Below are 20110 nucleotides of genomic sequence, written 5' to 3'. Positions count from 1 at the left end.
CTATGCATCAGTACGAAGTAATGGTTATTCTCGACCCAACCGTCGAAGAAAAAACAGTACAACCATCCCTAGAAAAATTCCTCAACGTAATCACCACTGCTAAAGGCACTGTTGACACTTTGAGCATCTGGGGCAGACGCCGTTTGGCTTATGAAATCCAGAAGAAGTCCGAAGGTATCTACGCCGTCATCAACATGACAGCGCCATCAGATGCCGTTATCGAGCTTGACCGTCAGCTGAACCTTTCAGAAGCTGTCATGCGCACCAAGGTGCTACGCGCCGAGGACGTGCAATTCACAATCACACCGATTGAGTACGTAGCCGAGAAGCCATCTGAGCGTCCAGCTCGCAAGGGTCCAAGAAAAGATTCTTCCGACAAGCCAGCTTCAAAGCCTGCAGCCGAGGCTGTTGAAGTAGCAGCGGAGTAATCATGGCCGGAGAAGTCACAATCACCGTAGTTGGCAACATTGCTGACGACCCAGAACTTCGTTACACCCAGGGTGGAGTTGCAGTTGCAAGCGTAAGAGTTGCATCTACTCCTCGCATGATGAACAAGCAGACCAACGCTTGGGAAGATGGCGAAACTGTTTGGGTTCGTTGCACCGCTTGGCGTGAACTTGCCGAGAACGTTGCACAGTCTTTGACCAAGGGCTCCCGTGTTGTTGTAACCGGTCGCCTAAAGGCCCCTTCTGCTTACACTGCTGCATCAGGTGAAGCTCGCGCTTCGCTAGAAGTTGAGATCGAAGAAATCGGTCCCTCCCTTCGCTATGCAACAGCTGCAGTTACCCGTCGTGCTCGCGAAGGCGGAAGTGCACCTCAGGCAATGACCCAAGATCCTTGGGCCAACACCCCTGCAGCACCAGCTGCAGCAAAGGCCGATGACGGCTGGGCAAACCCGGGTGCTCCGGCATCAGACGACACACCTTTTTAAAGTTTAGAAACTAGGAGAAAAACAAGATGGCTGGAAAAACCGACCCACGTCGTAAACCAACTCGTAACTCGAAGCTAGACAAACTAGCTCCGGTTAAATTCATGAAGGTCGGAATCATCGACTACAAGGATGTTGCAACACTGAGAAAGTTCATCTCAGACCGCGGAAAGATCCGCGCACGTCGCATCACCGGTGTTTCTGTTCAGGAACAGCGCCTCATCGCAACCGCAATCAAGAACGCACGCGAAATGGCTCTTTTGCCATACGCCGGTGCTGGCCGCTAAGGAGAACCAGGAATATGTCAAAGATCATTCTCACTAACGAGGTCTCAGGACTTGGTTCAGCTGGCGACGTCGTAGAAGTTAAGAACGGCTACGCACGCAACTACTTGTTGCCCCGCGGCTTCGCTGTTATCTGGAGCAAGGGCGGCGAGAAGCAGGTTAGTTCTATCCGCGCAGCTCGTGACGCACGTCAGCTAGCAACCATCGAAGAGGCACAGACCCTAAAGGCTCGCCTGGAAGAAGCTTCAGTGAAGCTTTCCATCAAGGCAGGCGTTGGCGGTCGACTATTCGGCTCAGTCAAGACTGGCGACATCGCTGCAGCAGTTGCTGAAGCAGGCATCGGATCCATCGACAAGCGCAAGGTTGAAATTCCAAACCCAATCCGCTCTGTTGGCGAATACCTAGCCACCGTGCGTCTGCACGGCGACATGGTTGCAACCATCAAGCTAAAGGTTGTTGCTAAGAAGTAGAAACCTTCAAAAGCATTGAACTAAACCCCAGATCGAAAGGTCTGGGGTTTAGTACTTATGGGGTCCCGAAGGGTCAGTTTTGGCAAGTTGTGGATAACCTGTGGTTAGCACCCTGTTTTTGGACCAAAAGAGGGGCTTATACACAACCCTCATTGCTATCTTGAGAGTTTGCTAGGAATTAGTTATGCACACCCAAATCTCAGTGATTAGTTGGCATGCGAGCTCGAAAGTTTTTGTGATTCCACACCTCTGTCCACAAGTTTTCCCGATTTATTAGAGTGTTTTCCCCGAGTTATCCACAGTGTTATACACACCGCGGCTTTATAAGGGTTTGTCAGTGGTGGATGCTAGACAAGTTGTCACCATCCCCATTTCTAGGAGCAATCAATGTCATTGGCGCCCGTACTACCGGCAGACCCGGGGCGATCCAATGACAGAGTGCTACCTCACGATCTTTTAGCAGAACAATCCACGCTCGGTGCGATGTTAATTTCGCAAGAAGCAGTTGCTGAAGTTTTCGAATATGTTCACGGTCCTGACTTTTACGCACCGAAACACCAAATCATTTTTGAAGCTCTACTCACTCTTTACGGAATGGGTGAACCAACCGATGTCATTACAGTTACCGATCAGCTTGTAAAAACTGGAAGTCTGGTTCGTTCCGGCGGTGCAGATTATTTGCACACACTTACAAGCACTGTCCCAACCGCTGCTAACGCTTCTTTCTACGCAAAGATTGTTCAGGAAAAAGCAACCCTTCGTCGACTTGTTGAAGTTGGAACACGCATCGCACAACTTGGCTACGCCAACGAAGGTGAAGTAACTGATCTTGTAAACGCAGCTCAAGAAGATGTCTACCGAGTTACCCAGTCTGGAACCGGTGAAGACTACGTTGCCCTTAGCGATTCAATTGAAGCTGCGATTGCAGAAATCGAAGCAGCACAAGATAGCAACGGAGATCTAGTTGGTGTTCCAACTGGATTTACAGAACTTGATGCACTTACAAACGGTTTCCACCCAGGACAACTAATCATTGTTGCTGCTCGTCCTGCGATGGGTAAGTCAACCTTCGCACTTGATGTTGCAAGAAACGCGGCCATCGCTCAAAACAAATCAACACTGTTCTTCTCACTGGAAATGGGTCGCGCCGAAATCGCGATGCGTATGCTTTCTGCGGAATCATCAATTCCTTTGCAGTCGATGCGTAAAGGAAACATCGCGGATTCCGACTGGACCAAGCTTGCGCAAGTTCGCGGACGCATCAACGATGCGCCTTTGTATATCGACGACTCACCAAACATGACCCTGGTTGAAATTCGCGCGAAGTGCAGACGGCTGTCTCAGCGCGTAGGACTCAAGATGATTGTCATCGACTACCTACAACTTCTTACCTCCGGTAAAAAAGTTGAATCACGCCAGCAGGAAGTTTCCGAGTTCTCTCGTGCACTAAAGCTTTTGTCGAAAGAGCTAAACATTCCAGTTGTCGCCCTTTCGCAGCTAAACCGTCAAGCAGAACAGACCAAGGATAAAAAGCCTGAGCTTTCTCACCTTCGTGAATCTGGTTCCTTGGAGCAAGACGCCGACGTAGTAGTACTTTTGCACCGCGAGGCAATTGGCGATTCGGATCACCCAAGAGCTGGTGAGGCAGATTTGATTCTTGCCAAGCAGCGCTCTGGTCCTACCGGAACCGTAACTGTGGCCTTCCAGGGTCACTACTCGCGCTTCGTAAACATGAAGATCTAATAAGTGAAATTTGTTTTTGCTGCTCGAGCAGCAATTTCCTTCAGCGTTGGAATCTTCATAACCTTCAATCAATCTCACTCCGCAGCAACTGGCCTTCTGGCACTTGCGATTTTTGGTATCGGTTTCGCACTGCTAAACGCAGTCGCGAGCACCGTTTGGGGCAACGGGCTATTCTCGCTCGAAAATTTCCCGCTGACACTTGCCGCACTTATTGTTGGCCTAGCTGCGCTATTAGTTCCAGCATCTGATCCAGAAGCTTCGGCCCTGGTCTTTGTTTATCTTGTGACTGGCTGGGGACTAATGGCCGGAGCATTTGAAATGTATCTTGCTCGAAGATCTGGCTTTGCTACCCGCTTTGGAAAAGATAGCTTGATTAGTGCGAGTTTGAGCTTGCTTGTTGGACTACTGTTTCTAGCTGTTCCGCTGGATATCATTTCAGCGGTTGGCTTTTTTGGTGCTTACCTTGTGCTGAGTGCTGTGCACTTAGGCATCTCGGCGACAACGCCGAGTAAATAGCTTTAAGCTTGTTTCATGCCTAGAAAAACCAAAGTCACAACCTTTTTGACGCTTTCAGCTGCTGCTGCTGTGTTTGTTGGCGCGATGGTTTTCTTCGCTGTTGACATGCTTGAGTCAGCAATCATCTGGGGCGGGCTTACCTTTATTGTTTCGCTGGTTGCAATTTCAACCATGGCTCTGATGGTTCCTGAGAACAAGAACGATCCCGATAAGCAAGTTCTTAGCTAAAGAAGCTAGCTCTTGCACTTGCAGTAATCTCTATTTATCAAAATCCCAGAAATGCGTACCTTATAGCTTTATCCAGTAGCTTGCTGTGGTAATAAATAGGATCAACTCTGTTAAGTCCTCCATGGATATTCCACTTAGCTTTGTTAAAACAGTTCGGGCTGTCTATTGGCCATGCGTTTAGCCCAACATAGACGAAACGGTTCGCCGTTTCAGTAAAAATCCCAGCCCCACTATCGCCATCACATCCTGCACCAGTTTCCTTGCTGGTTTTTGTCCAACCCCATTTTTCATAGGGGTCAGTAAATGCAGGCCAATAATGCTTGTCAAGACGATTGTCCATTACAAGGTTGTAATGCTTCTTATCTACAAAGGGAAATGTGAGTGTTCTGGGCCACTTGTACCCCTCCATTTTCATGTTCCTTTCTTCTTCCGACGAAACTCCGTAGCCCCCCATGGTGACAAAGGCCTTCTCTTTGACTAAGTTCTTGAATTCGGCTTCGCTAGCTGCTGTGGCCCAAGAAACTTTTGCAACTGGCTCTTTGGTCACCACAATCATGAAATCTTTATTGTTATAAGCTGCAAGGTTTCTAACCGTGCTGTATTTTTTGTAGCTGAATACTTTTTTAGCTTGCACGAGGTCAGTTCGGTTGGTACTAAGAAGCTTTCCTGGATAACCTATAAAGACTTGGGTGTCTGGCCACTTTTCATCACCTCTAAATGGCCTAAATTGACAATGCCCTGCAGAAATGACAATTTTGGGAGCAAAAAGAAATCCTGAGCATGCTGAGTAAAAGTTTTCTGAGGAGCTTTTATCGTCCAAAAGTACAATTGAAACAATCCTTGGATGATTTCTTGCCTCTTCTCCGCCCTCAATTGCAAAAGATTGAATTGGCTGAAGCACAAGGAATGAAGAGACTATAACTACCAATAGTTTTTTCAATTTCCATCTCCCCATTTTGGAAACAACAGCTCTCTTTATGACTCAGTAGCAGCATCGATGCAAAGCCGAGCTTTAGCAAATTCTAGTATTTCAGTACAAAATTCAAGGTCTTTAGAACTAGATAAATACCCCTATTCGGGATCAGCCTTTTAAGATTTAGGTCGTAGACAAGTTCTGAGCCAGCTTGGCCGCCAGGCCGATGTAATCCTTCGGAGACAAAACCAAGAGACGATCTTTAGCTGCCTGCTCGATATCCAACTTCAAAATAAAGTTCGCTAGATCTTCGCGGGTCAATCTCTTGCCACGGGAAAGATCTTTCAATAGGTCGTAAGGATTACTGATCTTTGATCGGCCAGAAACCACTTCAGCTCTAATCACTGTCTGAATTGCTTCGGTTAGAACTTCCCAGTTCTCAGCCAAGTCTGCTGCCATTACCGATTCAGCAACTTCGATTTCTGTTAGTCCCTTGGTGATGTTGTCTAAGGCAAGAAGGCTGTGTCCAAAAGCCACGCCGATGTTTCTCTGGGAAGAAGAATCGGTTAAATCTCGCTGCAGGCGAGAGGTGACCAAGGTTGCAGCCAACACATCAAATAGTGCATTTGAGATCTCTAGGTTAGCCTCGGCATTTTCAAAGCGAATTGGGTTGATTTTGTGCGGCATGGTCGATGAACCGGTTGCGCCTTTAACTGGGATCTGCTTGAAGTATCCAATGGAGATATAGCTCCAGATATCTGTTGCCAGGTTGTGTAGCACTCGGTTGAAGTGAGCAATGGCTGTGTAAAGCTCTGCTTGCCAGTCGTGAGATTCAATCTGTGTGGTTAGTGGATTGAATTTCAAACCAAGTGATTCAACAAGTTCTTGGGCAAGTTCTGGCCAGTTGGCAGTTGGCACCGCAACTACGTGCGCCGAGTAAGTTCCAGTAGCTCCGGAGAATTTACCTAGGTAGTCGGATTTTTCAATGCGATTGATTTGTCTTGTCAATCGCGATGCAAAAACAGCAATTTCTTTACCCATTGTGGTTGGAGTTGCTGGCTGACCGTGAGTTCGAGAAAGCATCGGAACACCGGCGTAGGAGCGGGCAAGTTCAGAAAGCGTTGCAACAATTTGCTTTGCCTTTGGCAGCCAAACGTTACTCACGGCATCTTTGATAATCAGCGCGTAGGAAAGATTGTTTATATCCTCGCTGGTGGCTGCGAAGTGAGCTAGCTCGTGAAGATCCTCGCGGTCGATCTCAGTTAGTTTGTCGCGAACGAAATACTCAACTGCTTTTACGTCGTGGCGGGTTCGAGCTTCGGTTTCAGCAAGTTTGGCAACATCTGCGTCACTGAAGTAGCTAACTGCTGAACGAAGCCTGCGGGCTTGTTCTTCTGTTATGTAACAGTTGTCGCCAAAGATGTTTTTGTTGGCAAGAAGTATTAGCCACTCGATTTCAACTTTGATTCTTGCTCGGTTGAGTGCGGCTTCAGAAAGATAAAGGGAGAGCTCTTGAACCTGGGATGCGTAGCGGCCATCAAGCGGACTTAGCGGCTGAAATGAAAGGCTCACTGAACTATTGTGCCGTAAGCCAACAGGTTTCACCTTTTAGAGCTTTCCCCAATTTGCTCTGACTGGCCCACAACTGCCCGAGATCAGATTGATATAGAAATCGTGGAATCTATATCAGCCCAGATTGAAGCGGCCCTGTATCGGCTTCGATTGGCAAAGCCCACCCCCGGACTTTGGGTAGGTGCCACTGCCACAACTCTTACCTCAACGCTTGCCTCACTCGAGACTGAGCTATTGGCCCTGCAACAATCCCTGAACTGGTGAGTATTGAAAGCTACGGGGGAAATCCAGATATAGTCGCCACCCGCGAAGAAATACAACGAGTGGCACTCGAGATAAAACTTTGCTCAGAAACCCTAAACGCCTGGAATCCACTCGAATCGCTCTGGTCTGATCCACTCCATCAGATTCAATACCGAGTGCTCTCGGTAAGCGTTCTTCAGAAACTCGAAAGGCTCTATAGCCACTGCATGATTGCCGCCGAGAATTACTTCACCACCGAAGCGCAGATTCATAGGCGCTTTGAGATCGCATTCATTCCACAGCTCGCGCAGTTCACAACCAACATCGGAGCTTCTCTTGGCTGGAAGCTCGACAGTAAAGTCTCAGCGACTCTGGCACTTCAGACAACATCTTCGAAGACTGATTCGATTACCCAAATGCTTGATCGGTTATGGAGACTCTCTTCCAAAGACCAACCAACAATTGGCGTTGATTTGTTTGATAACCCTACGGGCAATAAAACTGCAGTTGTCTATGTTCCAGGAACTCAAACTTTTGGTTTTGGGGAAGGAACCAACCCGCTGGATATGGCATCGAACATCCAAGCAATGTCTGGTGCTGGTAAAGCCGCGAGTGAAAAGGCGGTGCTGCTTGCCATTAGGCAAGCAGGCATCACTCCAACCGACGAGGTAATACTGGTCGGTCACTCGCAGGGTGGAATGGTTGCAGGAAATCTCGCAGCCTATCCTTCGGGATTTATCGCGGCGGGGCTTGTTGCTTTCGGTGCTCCCCTGGCGCAGATCAAAAACCTCAAAGCACCGGTGATGGCAATTGAGCACGTTAATGACCCGGTTCCAAACCTTTCGGGGAAGGCAAACCCAATGAAGAAAAACTGGGTGAGTGTTCAAAGAATTAGCGAGAAGCCCGAATCAGACGCGTTGATGTTTTCGCACTCACTCAAAAGCTATCGAAACACCACAACCGCTATCGATGTGTCAAGCGATGTTGGAATCAAGAACATCAAACAATACATCTTTCAAAAGCTTGCGGTTGCAAAACCAGCCAAGTCTTTTGAGTTTGTGATTTCTAGAGAAGCCTTGCGGCCTTGAAGATTGCGCGGGCAAAGAAAGAAGAAATTGAAATGATGATCGAGGCAAGTATTGCCCAACCAAGAGACTCGATGGTGAGTCCCTCTGATGTGAAACCATCGATGGTCAATATGTCTGCACCGATTTGCGTTGATAGCCAAGCGACGAATAGAAGCAGTGCCCCGTTGATTACAAAAGAAATCAGACCGAAGGTAAGGATGTAAAGAGGAAGTGCAAGGACTTTAACTACTGGAGCGATGATTGCGTTAATCAGTCCAAAAATTGCGCCCACAAGTAAATATGAGGCAATTGTTTGCCACAGGCCATCTCCACCGTATGGAGTAAGAGTTACCGCTGGAATCAGGAACGTAACCAGCCATATTGCACCTGCACTGATGATGCTGGATACCAGGAATCTAATCACTTTTCTATTGTCCCAGCAAAGCGGGTAAATTGGAGTGATGACTCCTCAGGGCGGGCGTGTGCCGCAAGTTCAGATGCTTTCTCCGGATGGCATTTTTGAAGTGCCTGCCGAGTATGCCGAATACGGCAAATACATCGAGAAACTAAACCTCGACGACTTTCTAAAGTTCTATCGCGACATGGCTCGCATTCGAAGATTTGATAACGAGTGCACCGCACTTCAGCGCCAGGGACAGATGGGTCTTTGGGTTCCAGCCATCGGTCAAGAAGCAGCTCAGATTGGTTCCGGTTACGGAGTTGGGCCAAACGATCACATGTTCCCCAGCTATCGCGAGCACGGTGTTGCAATAACCCACGGCATCGATCTGATGTCAATCATCAAGATCATGCGCGGTGTGAACCACGGCGGATGGAACCCGGAAGAAACCCGCTTCCACCTTTACGCCATCGTGCTTGCAACCCAGGTGCTTCACGCCACCGGCTACGCCATGGGTGTGAACTTCGATGGGCTAGTTGGAACTGGAAATCCGGATGTTGATCAGGCAGTAATCACCTACTTCGGCGACGGTGCAACCGCTGAAGGCGATGTCAGCGAAGCGCTGCTATTTGCAGCCACCACAAAAGCACCACTGGTGTTTTTCTGCCAGAACAACCAGTGGGCTATTAGCTCCCCAGTTTCCGCCCAGACTGTTGTGCCTCTTTATCTTCGTGGAACCGGATTCGGTGTTCCTGGAATTCAGGTCGATGGCAATGACGTCTTGGCTTGCTACGCGGTGACAGCAAAGCACATGGACGATGCCAGAAATGGTCTTGGCCCTTCTTTGATTGAAGCGCTCACCTATCGAGTCGGCGCGCACACCACAAGCGATGATCCAACCAAGTACCGCCCGGCTGAAGAGCTCGAATATTGGAAAGTGCGAGACCCACTAACCCGTTTCGAAAAGTTCCTAAGGCGCCAGGGCGTGGGCGATGATTTCTTTGAAGAAGTGGCAATCGCAGGAGATCAGCTAGCTGAACAAATTAGGGCTGAAACATTTGCCATGCCGAACCCACCACTTGAAAACATCTTCAAGCATGTTTACTCAGACCCACACCCACTCATTGCTGAGCAGCAAGCCTGGCTCGAAGGCTACGAAGCTTCCTTTGAAGAAGGTGAGGCCAAGTGAGCAACTCAGTAGAGATGCCAATTGCTAAGGCCATCAACGCCGGTATTCAAAAAGCAATGCAGAACAACAACAAGGTTTTAGTCTTCGGTGAAGACGTTGCCGAACTCGGTGGAGTATTCCGAGTTACCGAGGGACTGCTTGCCGAGTTTGGAAACAAAAGAGTTTTCAACTCCCCCATTGCCGAATCAGGAATTGTTGGAACCGCAATTGGTCTTGCTATGCGCGGGTACCGCAGCGTTGCCGAAATTCAATTCGAGGGTTTCGTTTATCCGGCGTTCAACCAGATCGTTTCGCAGCTTGCAAAGCTAACTAACCGTTCCGAAGGACATCTTTCGATGCCGGTGGTTGTTCGCATTCCTTACGGCGGTGGAATTGGAGCGGTTGAGCACCACTCGGAATCGCCAGAGGCATACTTCTCTCACACACCAGGACTTCGAGTAATCAGTCCATCAAATGCCAACGACGCTTACTGGATGATTCAGCAGGCAATTGAATCTAACGATCCTGTTATCTTTTTCGAACCAAAGCGTCGCTACTGGCAAAAAGGAATGGTCAACCTAGACACTCCTCCATCAGGAATGCACGATGCCAAGGTGATTCGCGAGGGAACCCAAGTAACACTTGTTAGTTACGGACCAATGATTCCGACTGCTTTGCAGGCAGCTGAAGTTGCAGCAGCTGAAGGAACAAGCATTGAGGTGATTGATCTTCGATCAATGTCACCGATTGATTTTGGAACAATCATCAACTCGGTGAAAAAAACCGGAAGGTTGGTTGTTGCCTCTGAGGCGTCAACTTCCTTCTCGGTCTCGGCTGAAATTGCAGCCAAGGTGGCAGAGCTGGCCTTTTATCACCTAGAAGCACCGGTTATTCGAGTTGGAAGTTTTGATGTTCCCTATCCTCCTGCCAAACTTGAGGAACTGTTCTTACCAGATGCGGATCGAATTCTCGAAGCCGTCGACCGATCGCTGAATTACTAAAGGAGGGCAAAAGATGTCACTAGCTATGTTCAACTTGCCCGACGTTGGCGAAGGTCTAACCGAAGCCGAGATTGTTTCTTGGAAAGTCTCCCCGGGAGACACCGTCACCGTGAACCAAGTTATTTGCGAAATTGAAACAGCGAAATCGATTGTTGAACTTCCCTGCCCCTTTGCCGGAACCGTAGAAGAACTTCTTGCCAAAGAGGGAGACACCGTAGGTGTTGGCATGCCAATCATCTCGGTTCAAGCCGAAGGAAGCATTCTGGTTGCAGGCCCGATCACAACTTCAATTCCGATTGTTCCCGAATCCTCCAGCACCCATCAGGCAGTTGCCGATGTTGCTGCATCGGTGGCTTCCGATGAGAACAAGCCAAACCTGGTTGGCTACGGATCAGCAACACATGGTGGAACCAGAAGAAAGCGCGGAGCTTCAATCAATGCACCGGCAATGATTCCTGCCGCAACTTCTTCCATGCCACTATCCCCGATTGTTGCAGCCAGTGCATCAACAGATGTCATCGCCAAGCCACCAATTAGAAAACTTGCTAAAGACTTAAACGTTGATCTATCCAAAGTTTCGGCAACCGGACTTGCCGGAGAAATCACCCGCGAAGATGTTGTGAACGCCGCTTCTCAAGCATCGGTGTTTAGAAACCTCAAGACCCCAGCTGTTCCATCCGAGCGCGAAGAGCGGATTCCAGTAAAGGGAATCAGGAAAGCAATTGCAACCGCGATGGTGCAATCGGCTTTCACCGCACCGCACGTTTCAATCTTTGTTGACGTTGATGCCACCAGAACCATGGAATACGTTAAGCGCCTCAAAGCCTCCACCGACTTTGCGGGAGTGAAGGTAACGCCACTTCTTTTGATGGCCAAGGCAATGATGTGGGCGGTAAGGCGAAATCCAACAGTGAACTCAACTTGGACCGACACCGAGATCATCGTTCACAACTTCGTGAACTTCGGTGTTGCTGCCGCAACCCCAAGAGGCTTAATTGTTCCAAACATCAAAGACGCCGACAAGATGAGCATGTTTGAGCTTGCTCAAGCAATTGAGTTGCTTGCAGCAACTGCTCGTGAAGGTAAGACAACACCGGAGGACATGAAGGATGGAACAATCACCATCACAAACATCGGTGTCTTCGGCGTTGACACCGGAACTCCAATTCTGAACCCCGGCCAAGTCGCCATCGTTGCTTTGGGATCGATCCGTCCAAAGCCTTGGGTTGTTAACAACGAGATCGTGATCCGCCAGGTAACAACAATTGGTGCCACCTTCGACCACCGCGTGGTCGATGGTGACGTAGCTTCCAGGTTTGTTCAAGACGTTGCTTCAGTCATCGAGGAGCCAGCACTGCTTCTTGATTAGGCAATAATTCTTATTGACAATCATTCTCAGTAAGCCTATAGTTGGGCTTATGAAGACAAAAATCCTTTCCATCGCCCTTGCCACCTCAATTGCCCTCTCAGGGTGTGCTCAAAGCACCCCTGAGGTGCAGCCAACGCAGGAGCCCTTCACCGGGATCACCATTGTTGCCTCAACGAATGTTTGGGGGGACATCGCCAAATCAATTGGCGGGGACCGCGTCCAGGTGGTTTCGATCATTGAAAACTTTACCCAAGACCCACACTCTTACGAGGCTTCGGCTCGTGATCAGCTAGCAGTTAACGATGCTGATCTGATTGTCGCCAATGGTGGCGGCTACGACTCATTTATCGACACCCTAGCCAAATCTGCCGGCAACGAGAACATCGTCTATGCCTACCTTCCTGACGAGTTGGCCAAGGAAGATCAGGCGGCCAAAGAAGACGATGGCCACGACCACGACCACGACCACGCTGAAGGCAACGAGCATGTTTGGTATGACTTCCACGTGGTTGAGGATTTTGCCAGCCGTCTGGCTGGAGCGCTAGCGGCTCTGGATTCGGAATACTCGAGCGATTACTCAGACAACCTCATTGATTTTCAGGGCGAGATCGAGATTCTCGAAGATCGAATCGCCGCTGTTTCGGGTAAGTACTCAGGGGCAAGCTTCGTCGCATCAGAGCCAGTAGCTAACTACCTGCTTATTGAGATGGGTCTTGAAGACCTAACCCCAAAATCCTTCTCGCAAGCTATTGAAGAGGAACTCGATGTTTCTCCTAAAGATCTACTGGAAATCCAGAAGCTTCTGAAATCAAAAGCGGTTGATGTGTTTGTGGTTAACCCACAAACCGGAAGCGTGCAGATCGACGGGCTTGTATCCCTAGCAAAACAAAACGGCATAGCCGTGGTTGAGCTAAGTGAACTACTTCCAGAAGGCTCTAGGTATTACGACTGGATGGATCTAAACATTGCCAATCTAGAAGCAGCTCTAAGGTAAGTTTTGTCTTCGCAGCCGATCCTAAATGTTCAAAAGGCAAGTCTGTCTTTTGGAGATAGAAGCATCTGGAAAGATCTAGACCTAAGTGTTGCCCCTGGTGAATTCATTGCGGTAATCGGTGCTAACGCGTCTGGAAAAACAGTTTTGCTAAAGGCAATTCTTGGTCAGCTACAGCTATCCAGCGGAGCAATTGAATTACTCGGTAAATCAGTTGCCCACGGTTCACGACAGATCGGATACATTCCGCAGCACAGACAAGCAGATTCAGGATTGCCACTTCGTGCCAGAGATTTACTTCGCATGGGACTAGATGGTCATCGCTTTGGAATTCCATTTCCATCGAGTACGACTGCAAAAAAAGTTTCCAAGATGCTTGAAGCAGTTGGTGCAGAAGATATTGCTAACACCCCGATTGGCCAGCTATCAGGCGGTCAGTTGCAGCGCATCAGAGTTGCACAAGCTGTCATCGACAACCCGAAACTTATCTTGGCTGATGAGCCACTAAGTGCACTTGATCTAAAGCAGCAATCACTTGTTGCAGAACTTATCAACTCCCAGCGCCAACAAAACGGCGCTGCAGTTTTGTTTGTCACCCACGATGTCAATCCAGTGCTGGATTACATCGACCGAGTTCTATACCTTGCCAACGGGCAATTCCGAATCGGAACTCCGGACGAGGTTTTGCGCTCCGATGTTCTATCGAAGCTTTATGGCCGAAGTGTTGATGTGGTTCGAAACCAAGGACGTATTGCAGTTTTGGGTTCATCTGATCACACTCACCACGACGACGAGAAGTGGTTGTAATGGAAAGACTTTTTGACTTCTCTGATTACGACCAGCTGATTCCGCTGGTTCAGAATTCTTTGATTGCTGGATTGCTGCTTGGCATCATGGGTGGTCTGATTGGCGTGTTTGTGATGACGAGAGATATGTCTTTTGCGGTGCATGGAATAAGCGAGCTTTCTTTTGCAGGTGCTGCCATTGCATTGTTGATTGGTTTCAACGTTGCCCTCGGGGCGACGTTTGGCTCGATTGTTGCCGCCATCATCATCGCGATTATGGGAACCCGCGCTAAAGATAGAAACTTGATCATCGCGGTGTTGATGCCCTTTGGTCTTGGAATTGGAATCTTGGCTCTTGCACTTTATGAGGGAAGAGCTGCCAACAAGTTTGGTTTGCTAACTGGTCAAATTATTGCCGTTGATGATCCGCAGGTGTTCTGGTTGATCGCAACATCACTGGTGGTTGTGATTGCGCTGCTTGTTATCTGGCGACCGCTGAGCTTTGCAAGTTTGGATCCTGAAGTTGCTGAAGCAAGAGGCGTTCCAACCAAGGCATTAGGAATAATCTTCATGCTCTTACTTGCTTTGGCAGTTGCAGCATCGGTGCAAATTGTTGGAGCGCTATTGGTTTTGACTCTGCTAGTGACTCCCGCTGCTGCGGCGCTTCGACTTACCTCCTCACCGTTGCTGGTTCCAGTTTTGAGCACGGTGTTTGCAGTGGTTGCGGTGGTTGGGGGAATCTTGTTGGCCCTTGGCGGCGGATTGCCGATTAGTCCATACGTGACTACGTTGTCGTTTGCTATTTATTTGGTTGCAAGGGTTATTGAGAAAGTTCGCAGCAGGCAGGTGAAGAGCTAGATGGGCGAAACCGTAAAGCGCAACACCAAACAAAAATCAGCCGTCAGACATGCTTTGTCTGAAGCGGTTGGCTTTGTTTCAGCTCAACAGCTTCACCAGGTGCTAAAAAACCACGGCTCCAGCACATCGCTTGCCACCGTTTATCGGGCGCTAAATGAATTGGTCTCTTCAGGGGAGGCTGACTCCCTGCAGTCAGCCGATGGGGAGTTTTTGTATCGGGACTGCGGCGAGGGGCACCACCACCACCTGATTTGTAGGGTTTGTGGCCAAACTGTGGAAATTGAGGCCGAAAAGGTCGAATCTTGGGCTGATCAGGTGGCCAAAAGCCATGGATTTTCATCCCCCAGCCACACCATTGACATCTTTGGGACCTGTGGCCCCTGCCAGAAAAAAGTTGCAAAGTAGCCAGAAACTAGCCTAGACTTGGGGCTTGTTGCGGATTTGTCCGCAAATCTTATAGAGGCTTACAAGCAAACTATTTTGGATGTTTTTAGCTTGTCTTGCCTAGAGGAGGAAAGATGGCAGCTTACTGTCAGGTGACTGAGACCAAGCCACAGTTTGGTCATGCCGTCTCGCACGCTCAGAACAAGACCAAGCGTCGCTTTAACCCAAACATCCAGAAGAAGACTTACTTCGTTCCTTCATTGAAGCGTAACGTGACCCTGCAGCTATCAGCTCGCGGAATCAAGGTAATCGATGCCCGTGGCATCGAGTCCGTGATTGCCGAGATCATGGCTCGTGGCGAGAAGATCTAAGGAGCGCTAAATGGCTAAAGAACGCGATATTCGCCCAATTATCAAGATGCGCTCGACCGCAGGCACCGGATACACCTACGTGACCAAAAAGAACCGTCGCAACGACCCAGACCGCATCGCTTTGATGAAGTATGACCCAGTAGTGCGCAAGCACGTTGAATTCCGCGAGGAGCGCTAGAAATGGCCAAGAAAAGCAAGATTGCTCGTAACGAGCAGCGCAAGCTAGTAGTCGAGCGCTACGCCGAGAAGCGTCTAGCCCTGAAAAAGGCCCTAGTTGACCCGAATTCAACCGACGACCAGCGCGAGGCGGCCCGTTTGGGTCTCCAGAAGCTTCCTAAGAATGCCTCCCCGGTAAGACTAAGAAACCGTGACGCCATCGATGGCCGCTCACGCGGAGTTCTTGCCAAATTCGGCGTTTCCCGCATCAGATTCCGCGATATGGCTCACCGAGGCGAGTTGCCGGGCATTACCAAGTCAAGCTGGTAGTTTCAAGCCATAGCAACACGCCGTGACGATTTGTAGGGTCTTGGCCAATTGGCCCCCGATAGATTGAAGCGGACATAACGTCACTGATATCGTCCAGGAGGACCACATGAACAAGAGCGAACTAGTAGCTGCAATCGCAGAATCAACTGGCGAGTCACAGGCAGCTGTCAACCGTATCGTTGACGCAATGTTTGACACCATCGCAACTCAGGTAAGAAAAGGCACCAAGGTCACCATTCCAGGTTGGCTTTCAGTTGAGAAGGGCTACCGCGCAGCACGTGCCGGACGCAACCCTCAGACTGGTGCAACAATCCAGATTGCAGCCTCAAACACCGTAAAGGTATCTGCAGGTTCCAAGCTAAAGGCTTCAGTTAAGTAATTCCTACTTAGCAACAAAAGACGCTGGCCTTCGGGGCAGCGTCTTTTTGTTTATCTCAAGCAACCGGAAGTTAGGCTAAAGCCATGACCAAGCGCCTAAAGGGAAATTTACTTGTCCTAGGACAGTTCATTTTGTTGGGGCTTTTGATCTTTGTTCCAAACAGTGGGCTAAACACTGGGGTGTTTAGCTACTTTCTTTCTGTCCTCTCGCTGACTTCATTGTTTATAGGGTTTGTAATCCTTGCACTTTCGGCACTTGCACTAGGCAAGTCATTGACCGCGCACCCGATGCCCAGCAAAAATGCGGTGTTAGTCACCGACGGTTTATACAGATACGTAAAGCACCCTATTTATTCAGGGCTTATCTTGACCGCCTTCGGGCTGATGATTACAGGTGGCTTTTTTCCGCACGTTATCTTCTTTGTCCTTCTAGTGCTTCTGCTGAATTACAAGGCCAGCTTCGAAGAGAAGCTGCTAGCTAGTACTTATGCGGGATACGCGGAGTATTCGAAAAAAACCGGAAGGTTTATACCTAGGCTTAAGAGGTGAACCCCTTTCAAACCAGAGCTTATTCCGCAGGCTTAATAGCAACCCTCGGGGTTTTGCTTGCAGTTCTTACTGGCCTTGCAATTGGCGGCGGAGCCGCAGCCCTGCAGTTTTCAGATCCCGGTCTAGTAATTCGCTACGGAGTTCCCCTAGCTAAAGGGCTTATGAATATCGCTATGGCGATAAGTATTGGTTCCCTTGTTTTTGCAGCCTTTGCGGCCAATGACAAATCGGTTGTTTTGCGCAAGCTGCTAAACCTTGCTTCAGCCGGTGCTGCCGGATGGGCAATAGCTGCGTCAGTGCATTTTGTGTTGAGCTTTGTTTCGGTATCTGGCGCTGAGCTGTCTTTAGAGCAGACCTTTAGCCAAGGCCTTTGGGTATACGCAACTGAGATAGAACTAGGTATTTCACTGGCACTAAATCTCTTAGCGGCCTTTGCAATCAGCATTCTGGCGCTATCTATTTCTTCCCTTACCGCTACGGCTTTGACGGCAGCCCTAGGACTTGGATCCTTGATTCCCCTGGCCCTGATTGGCCACGCAGCCGGAACCGCCAATCATTCATTGGCGGTGAATTCCCTTGGCCTTCACCTAGTTGGCATAGTGACCTGGGTTGGTGGGCTGATTGCCTTGTTTGCAATCAAGCAAGACGTGCTTAAAGATGCAAGGCCCATGGTGGCAAGGTATTCATCCCTTGCTCTTGCAAGCTTTGTGATTGTTGGTTTTTCAGGGCTTGGATCAAGCTATGTTCGCATCCCTGATGCAGCAGGGCTACTTAGCCCCTACGGGCAGATGCTGTTTATCAAGGCTGTGCTGCTGGTAATACTTGGAGCCTTCGGTGCGGTGTATCGAACCAGGATCTTGTCGAAGCTTTCAGAAAAAGGCAGCTTTTTCAAGCTGGCACTACTTGAGATATTCATCATGGGTGCAGCAATTGGCATGGGTACCGCGCTCGCAAGAACTGCTCCCCCGGTAAATCAAGGCGAATTCATCATTCCAACGCCAGCGCAGCTGCTAACTGGCGAACCACTTCCACCGGAGCTTTCAATGGTGACCTTCTTTACTCAGTGGAAGCTAGATATTCTCTGGGCCCTTATTGCCCTATGGGCAATCGGTGCCTATTTAGTTGCCGTAAGACGCCTCAAGGCCCGCGGTGATTCCTGGCCGATAGCTCGAACCATCTCTTGGGTATCGGGAATGCTGCTACTTATCTTTGTGACATCAGGTTCTCTAAACGTTTATCAGGAGTACTTGTTTAGCGTCCACATGGTCGCCCACATGTTCCTGACTATGGCTATTCCTGTGCTGTTAGTTCCAGGTGCCCCGGTCACGCTTTTGACCCGTGCGGTTCAAAAGCGTGCAGATTCCTCAAGGGGAGTTCGGGAATGGGTGCTTTGGGCAGTTCACACCAAATACGCCGAGTTTGTCTCTCACCCGCTGATTGCTGCTGCCAACTTCGCAGCTTCCCTGGTGGTTTTCTACTTCACCCCGTTGTTTGAGTGGGCTACCCGTGAACACATCGGGCATCAGTGGATGATTGTGCACTTTTTAATCACGGGCTACTTCTTTGTTCAATCTCTGATTGGAATTGACCCTGGGCCATCAAGGCTTGGCTATCCATTCCGGATAGTCACTCTTATTGGCGTGATGGCTTTCCACGCCTTCTTTGGTCTTGCATTGATGGGTGGAACAGGATTGCTGCTTCCCGATTGGTTTGGTGCCATGGGTCGAACTTGGGGCTTGCCACCACTAGAAGATCAGCAATCGGGTGGAGCAATCGCCTGGGGAATTGGCGAGATACCAACGATTATCTTGACCATCATTGTCTCTGTGCAGTGGTTTAGATCAGACAACCGAGATAGCAAAAGGCTTGATCGAGCATCAGATCGCTCAAACAACCAAGACATCGACGATTACAACTTGATGCTAGAGCGCATCAACAAGCAGAAGTAGCTCATGGAACCGATCAGGCTCTCAATAGAGCAGCAGAACCTCTTTGACTACATCGAGCAGTCCGAGAACAACATCTTCGTTACCGGTCGCGCTGGAACTGGAAAATCCACTCTGCTTAGCTATCTGGTCGAAAACACCCAGAAAAACGTAGCTGTTTGCGCACCAACCGGAGTTGCTGCGCTGAATGTTGGCGGCGTCACCATTCACTCCCTGTTTGGCTTCCCTTTTGGAATCCTGGGCGAGCACGATATCGCTCGGCACCTAAACCGCAGAACCAGAGAAGTTCTAGCAGCCCTCGATGTTTTAGTCATCGACGAAGTTTCAATGGTCAATGCAGACCTTATGGACGCCATCTCAAAGTCGATGGGAATAGCCCGTGGCCGTCGCAAGATTCCTTTTGGTGGAGCGCAAGTTGTTATGTTTGGCGATCCTTATCAACTCTCCCCTGTTCCAGGCAACAACGAAGAGCGCGCATACATGGCAGAGAACTATCAATCCCCTTGGTTTTTCGATGCGCACGTTTGGCGCGAAGATTCACTTGAAAGATTTGAACTCGGCGAAATCTTCCGTCAATCAGACGAAGAGTTCAAATCAATCCTGAATGCGATTCGCGTCGGGCAAGTTGAGCAAGCAATGCTTGACCGTTTGAATCAAGCAGGCAATCGCTTTCCTCCTCACGATGACGTGATTCGCCTTGCAACCATCAATGCGAGCGTTGATAGCACAAACCGCGAACGCATGAGCCGACTAACAACAAAACCCAAAACCTTCGAAGCTGTTTATACCGCAAGTGATGAAAGTGCTTTCGGTAAAACACTTCCAGCCGATCCAATGCTTGAGCTCAAAGTTGGCGCGCAGGTTATGTTCATCAAAAACGACGACGGCAAACGAACTGGCGAAGGAACCCTCAAGCGCTGGGTGAATGGAACCATCGGGAAAGTTGTTGATCTTCCATCCTCGGGTGGCGTGACAGTTGAGGTGGATGGCGAGAAGTTAGATGTTGGAAGAGCAACCTGGGAAAAGGTTCGCTACGAAATAGAAGAAGAGTTTGACGAAGAAACCGGCAAAGTCAAAGAAGTGCTGGTAACAATTCCCCTGGCTGAGTATCAGCAGATCCCGCTTCGACCAGCCTGGTCGGTCACTATCCATAAATCGCAAGGACAAACCTACGACGAAGTGGTTATTGACCTAGGCCGCGGTGCTTTTTCTCCAGGGCAAACATATGTAGCGCTATCGCGCGTTAGATCGCTTGAGGGACTGTATTTGACTCGGGCCATCAAGATGGGCGATGTGATGGTTGATAAAGATGTGATCAGGTTCATGAGTGCCGTTAAGCAAGCACCAATCGAAAAGCTATTCTGATTTGGCCCGAGTCTGAATTTACTTTCTATTCATCGACTTTCTCAGGCGTGTCTTAGCTTGCTCGGGGCTTCTTTGTTAGGTTTGTAAAAAATTTG

The 20110-nt window shown here is 49.3% G+C and carries 25 protein-coding genes; 22 read left to right on the top strand and 3 right to left on the bottom strand.

What is annotated here, in order from left to right; translation table 11 throughout:
• Positions 1–2 precede the first annotated feature (2 nt).
• The 7 genes from rpsF to AC8GDC_RS06355 all read left to right on the top strand — a co-directional run bounded on the left by rpsF (position 3) and on the right by AC8GDC_RS06355 (position 4169).
• Entirely contained in the window at positions 3–428 is a 426-nt protein-coding gene (rpsF, locus tag AC8GDC_RS06385; RefSeq protein ID WP_506557818.1) for a 30S ribosomal protein S6, read from the top strand.
• Positions 429–430: 2 nt separating this feature from the next.
• Positions 431–931: a single-stranded DNA-binding protein gene (gene ssb / locus AC8GDC_RS06380; RefSeq protein ID WP_506557817.1), complete on the top strand. Its 501-nt coding sequence runs from the start codon at positions 431–433 to the stop codon at positions 929–931.
• A 26-nt stretch (positions 932–957) separates the two neighbouring features.
• Complete coding sequence (rpsR, locus tag AC8GDC_RS06375) at positions 958–1215, top strand: 30S ribosomal protein S18 (protein ID WP_506557816.1); 258 nt, start codon at positions 958–960, stop codon at positions 1213–1215.
• A 14-nt stretch (positions 1216–1229) separates the two neighbouring features.
• On the top strand, positions 1230–1682 hold the full coding sequence (rplI, locus tag AC8GDC_RS06370) for a 50S ribosomal protein L9 (protein WP_506557815.1): 453 nt from the start codon (positions 1230–1232) through the stop codon (positions 1680–1682).
• 387 nt (positions 1683–2069) lie between these two features.
• Positions 2070–3425, top strand: coding sequence for a replicative DNA helicase (dnaB, locus tag AC8GDC_RS06365; protein WP_506557814.1), 1356 nt, complete (start codon positions 2070–2072; stop codon positions 3423–3425).
• A 3-nt stretch (positions 3426–3428) separates the two neighbouring features.
• Positions 3429–3941: a hypothetical protein gene (locus AC8GDC_RS06360; RefSeq protein ID WP_506557813.1), complete on the top strand. Its 513-nt coding sequence runs from the start codon at positions 3429–3431 to the stop codon at positions 3939–3941.
• 15 nt (positions 3942–3956) lie between these two features.
• Positions 3957–4169, top strand: a complete 213-nt coding sequence (locus AC8GDC_RS06355) for a hypothetical protein (protein ID WP_506557812.1) — start codon at positions 3957–3959, stop codon at positions 4167–4169.
• Between the two features lie 37 nt (positions 4170–4206).
• Here AC8GDC_RS06355 and AC8GDC_RS06350 read toward each other — a convergent pair whose 3' ends face one another.
• Both AC8GDC_RS06350 and purB read right to left on the bottom strand, forming a co-directional pair.
• A complete protein-coding gene (locus AC8GDC_RS06350; RefSeq protein WP_506557811.1) occupies positions 4207–5109 on the bottom strand; it encodes a trypsin-like serine protease in 903 nt (300 codons plus the stop codon).
• 156 nt (positions 5110–5265) lie between these two features.
• Complete coding sequence (gene purB / locus AC8GDC_RS06345) at positions 5266–6654, bottom strand: adenylosuccinate lyase (protein ID WP_506557810.1); 1389 nt, start codon at positions 6652–6654, stop codon at positions 5266–5268.
• Between the two features lie 323 nt (positions 6655–6977).
• On the opposite strand from purB, the gene AC8GDC_RS06340 reads away from it, so the two are divergent.
• Positions 6978–7985, top strand: a complete 1008-nt coding sequence (locus tag AC8GDC_RS06340; RefSeq protein WP_506557809.1) for an alpha/beta fold hydrolase — start codon at positions 6978–6980, stop codon at positions 7983–7985.
• Here the strand turns inward: AC8GDC_RS06340 and AC8GDC_RS06335 are convergent.
• Positions 7963–8388 (bottom strand): phage holin family protein, encoded by a 426-nt coding sequence (locus tag AC8GDC_RS06335; protein ID WP_506557808.1) that lies wholly within the window; start codon positions 8386–8388, stop codon positions 7963–7965. The genes AC8GDC_RS06340 and AC8GDC_RS06335 overlap by 23 nt on opposite strands.
• A 37-nt stretch (positions 8389–8425) precedes the next feature.
• Between AC8GDC_RS06335 and AC8GDC_RS06330 the strand changes: the two genes are divergently transcribed.
• The 14 genes from AC8GDC_RS06330 to AC8GDC_RS06265 all read left to right on the top strand — a co-directional run bounded on the left by AC8GDC_RS06330 (position 8426) and on the right by AC8GDC_RS06265 (position 20015).
• Entirely contained in the window at positions 8426–9553 is a 1128-nt protein-coding gene (locus AC8GDC_RS06330) for a thiamine pyrophosphate-dependent dehydrogenase E1 component subunit alpha (protein WP_506557807.1), read from the top strand.
• A gap of 14 nt (positions 9554–9567) precedes the next feature.
• Positions 9568–10533: an alpha-ketoacid dehydrogenase subunit beta gene (locus tag AC8GDC_RS06325; RefSeq protein ID WP_506558475.1), complete on the top strand. Its 966-nt coding sequence runs from the start codon at positions 9568–9570 to the stop codon at positions 10531–10533.
• A 13-nt stretch (positions 10534–10546) separates the two neighbouring features.
• On the top strand, positions 10547–11902 hold the full coding sequence (locus tag AC8GDC_RS06320) for a dihydrolipoamide acetyltransferase family protein (protein WP_506557806.1): 1356 nt from the start codon (positions 10547–10549) through the stop codon (positions 11900–11902).
• A 49-nt stretch (positions 11903–11951) separates the two neighbouring features.
• Positions 11952–12896 carry a metal ABC transporter solute-binding protein, Zn/Mn family gene (locus AC8GDC_RS06315; RefSeq protein ID WP_506557805.1) on the top strand — a complete coding sequence of 315 codons (945 nt, stop codon included), beginning with the start codon at positions 11952–11954 and terminating at the stop codon, positions 12894–12896.
• 3 nt (positions 12897–12899) lie between these two features.
• Positions 12900–13700 carry a metal ABC transporter ATP-binding protein gene (locus AC8GDC_RS06310; RefSeq protein ID WP_506557804.1) on the top strand — a complete coding sequence of 267 codons (801 nt, stop codon included), beginning with the start codon at positions 12900–12902 and terminating at the stop codon, positions 13698–13700.
• Positions 13700–14536, top strand: coding sequence for a metal ABC transporter permease (locus AC8GDC_RS06305; RefSeq protein ID WP_506557803.1), 837 nt, complete (start codon positions 13700–13702; stop codon positions 14534–14536). Before AC8GDC_RS06310 ends, AC8GDC_RS06305 begins: the two co-directional genes overlap by 1 nt.
• Positions 14537–14941: a Fur family transcriptional regulator gene (locus tag AC8GDC_RS06300; protein WP_506557802.1), complete on the top strand. Its 405-nt coding sequence runs from the start codon at positions 14537–14539 to the stop codon at positions 14939–14941.
• A 113-nt stretch (positions 14942–15054) separates the two neighbouring features.
• On the top strand, positions 15055–15291 hold the full coding sequence (gene rpmB / locus AC8GDC_RS06295; protein WP_506557801.1) for a 50S ribosomal protein L28: 237 nt from the start codon (positions 15055–15057) through the stop codon (positions 15289–15291).
• A 10-nt stretch (positions 15292–15301) separates the two neighbouring features.
• Positions 15302–15469, top strand: coding sequence for a 50S ribosomal protein L33 (gene rpmG, locus AC8GDC_RS06290; RefSeq protein WP_506557800.1), 168 nt, complete (start codon positions 15302–15304; stop codon positions 15467–15469).
• Positions 15470–15471: 2 nt separating this feature from the next.
• Complete coding sequence (gene rpsN, locus AC8GDC_RS06285; RefSeq protein WP_506557799.1) at positions 15472–15777, top strand: 30S ribosomal protein S14; 306 nt, start codon at positions 15472–15474, stop codon at positions 15775–15777.
• Between the two features lie 106 nt (positions 15778–15883).
• Complete coding sequence (locus tag AC8GDC_RS06280) at positions 15884–16156, top strand: HU family DNA-binding protein (RefSeq protein ID WP_506557798.1); 273 nt, start codon at positions 15884–15886, stop codon at positions 16154–16156.
• 83 nt (positions 16157–16239) lie between these two features.
• Complete coding sequence (locus tag AC8GDC_RS06275; protein WP_506557797.1) at positions 16240–16704, top strand: methyltransferase family protein; 465 nt, start codon at positions 16240–16242, stop codon at positions 16702–16704.
• Positions 16701–18653, top strand: coding sequence for a bifunctional copper resistance protein CopD/cytochrome c oxidase assembly protein (locus tag AC8GDC_RS06270; RefSeq protein WP_506557796.1), 1953 nt, complete (start codon positions 16701–16703; stop codon positions 18651–18653). Before AC8GDC_RS06275 ends, AC8GDC_RS06270 begins: the two co-directional genes overlap by 4 nt.
• 3 nt (positions 18654–18656) lie before the next feature.
• A complete protein-coding gene (locus tag AC8GDC_RS06265) occupies positions 18657–20015 on the top strand; it encodes an ATP-dependent DNA helicase (RefSeq protein ID WP_506557795.1) in 1359 nt (452 codons plus the stop codon).
• Positions 20016–20110: the final 95 nt, after the last annotated feature.

Source organism: Rhodoluna miladensis (SeqCode) (assembly GCF_965234705.1).
Lineage (GTDB): Bacteria > Actinomycetota > Actinomycetes > Actinomycetales > Microbacteriaceae > Rhodoluna > Rhodoluna miladensis.
This window is presented reverse-complemented; position numbering and strand designations above follow the sequence as displayed.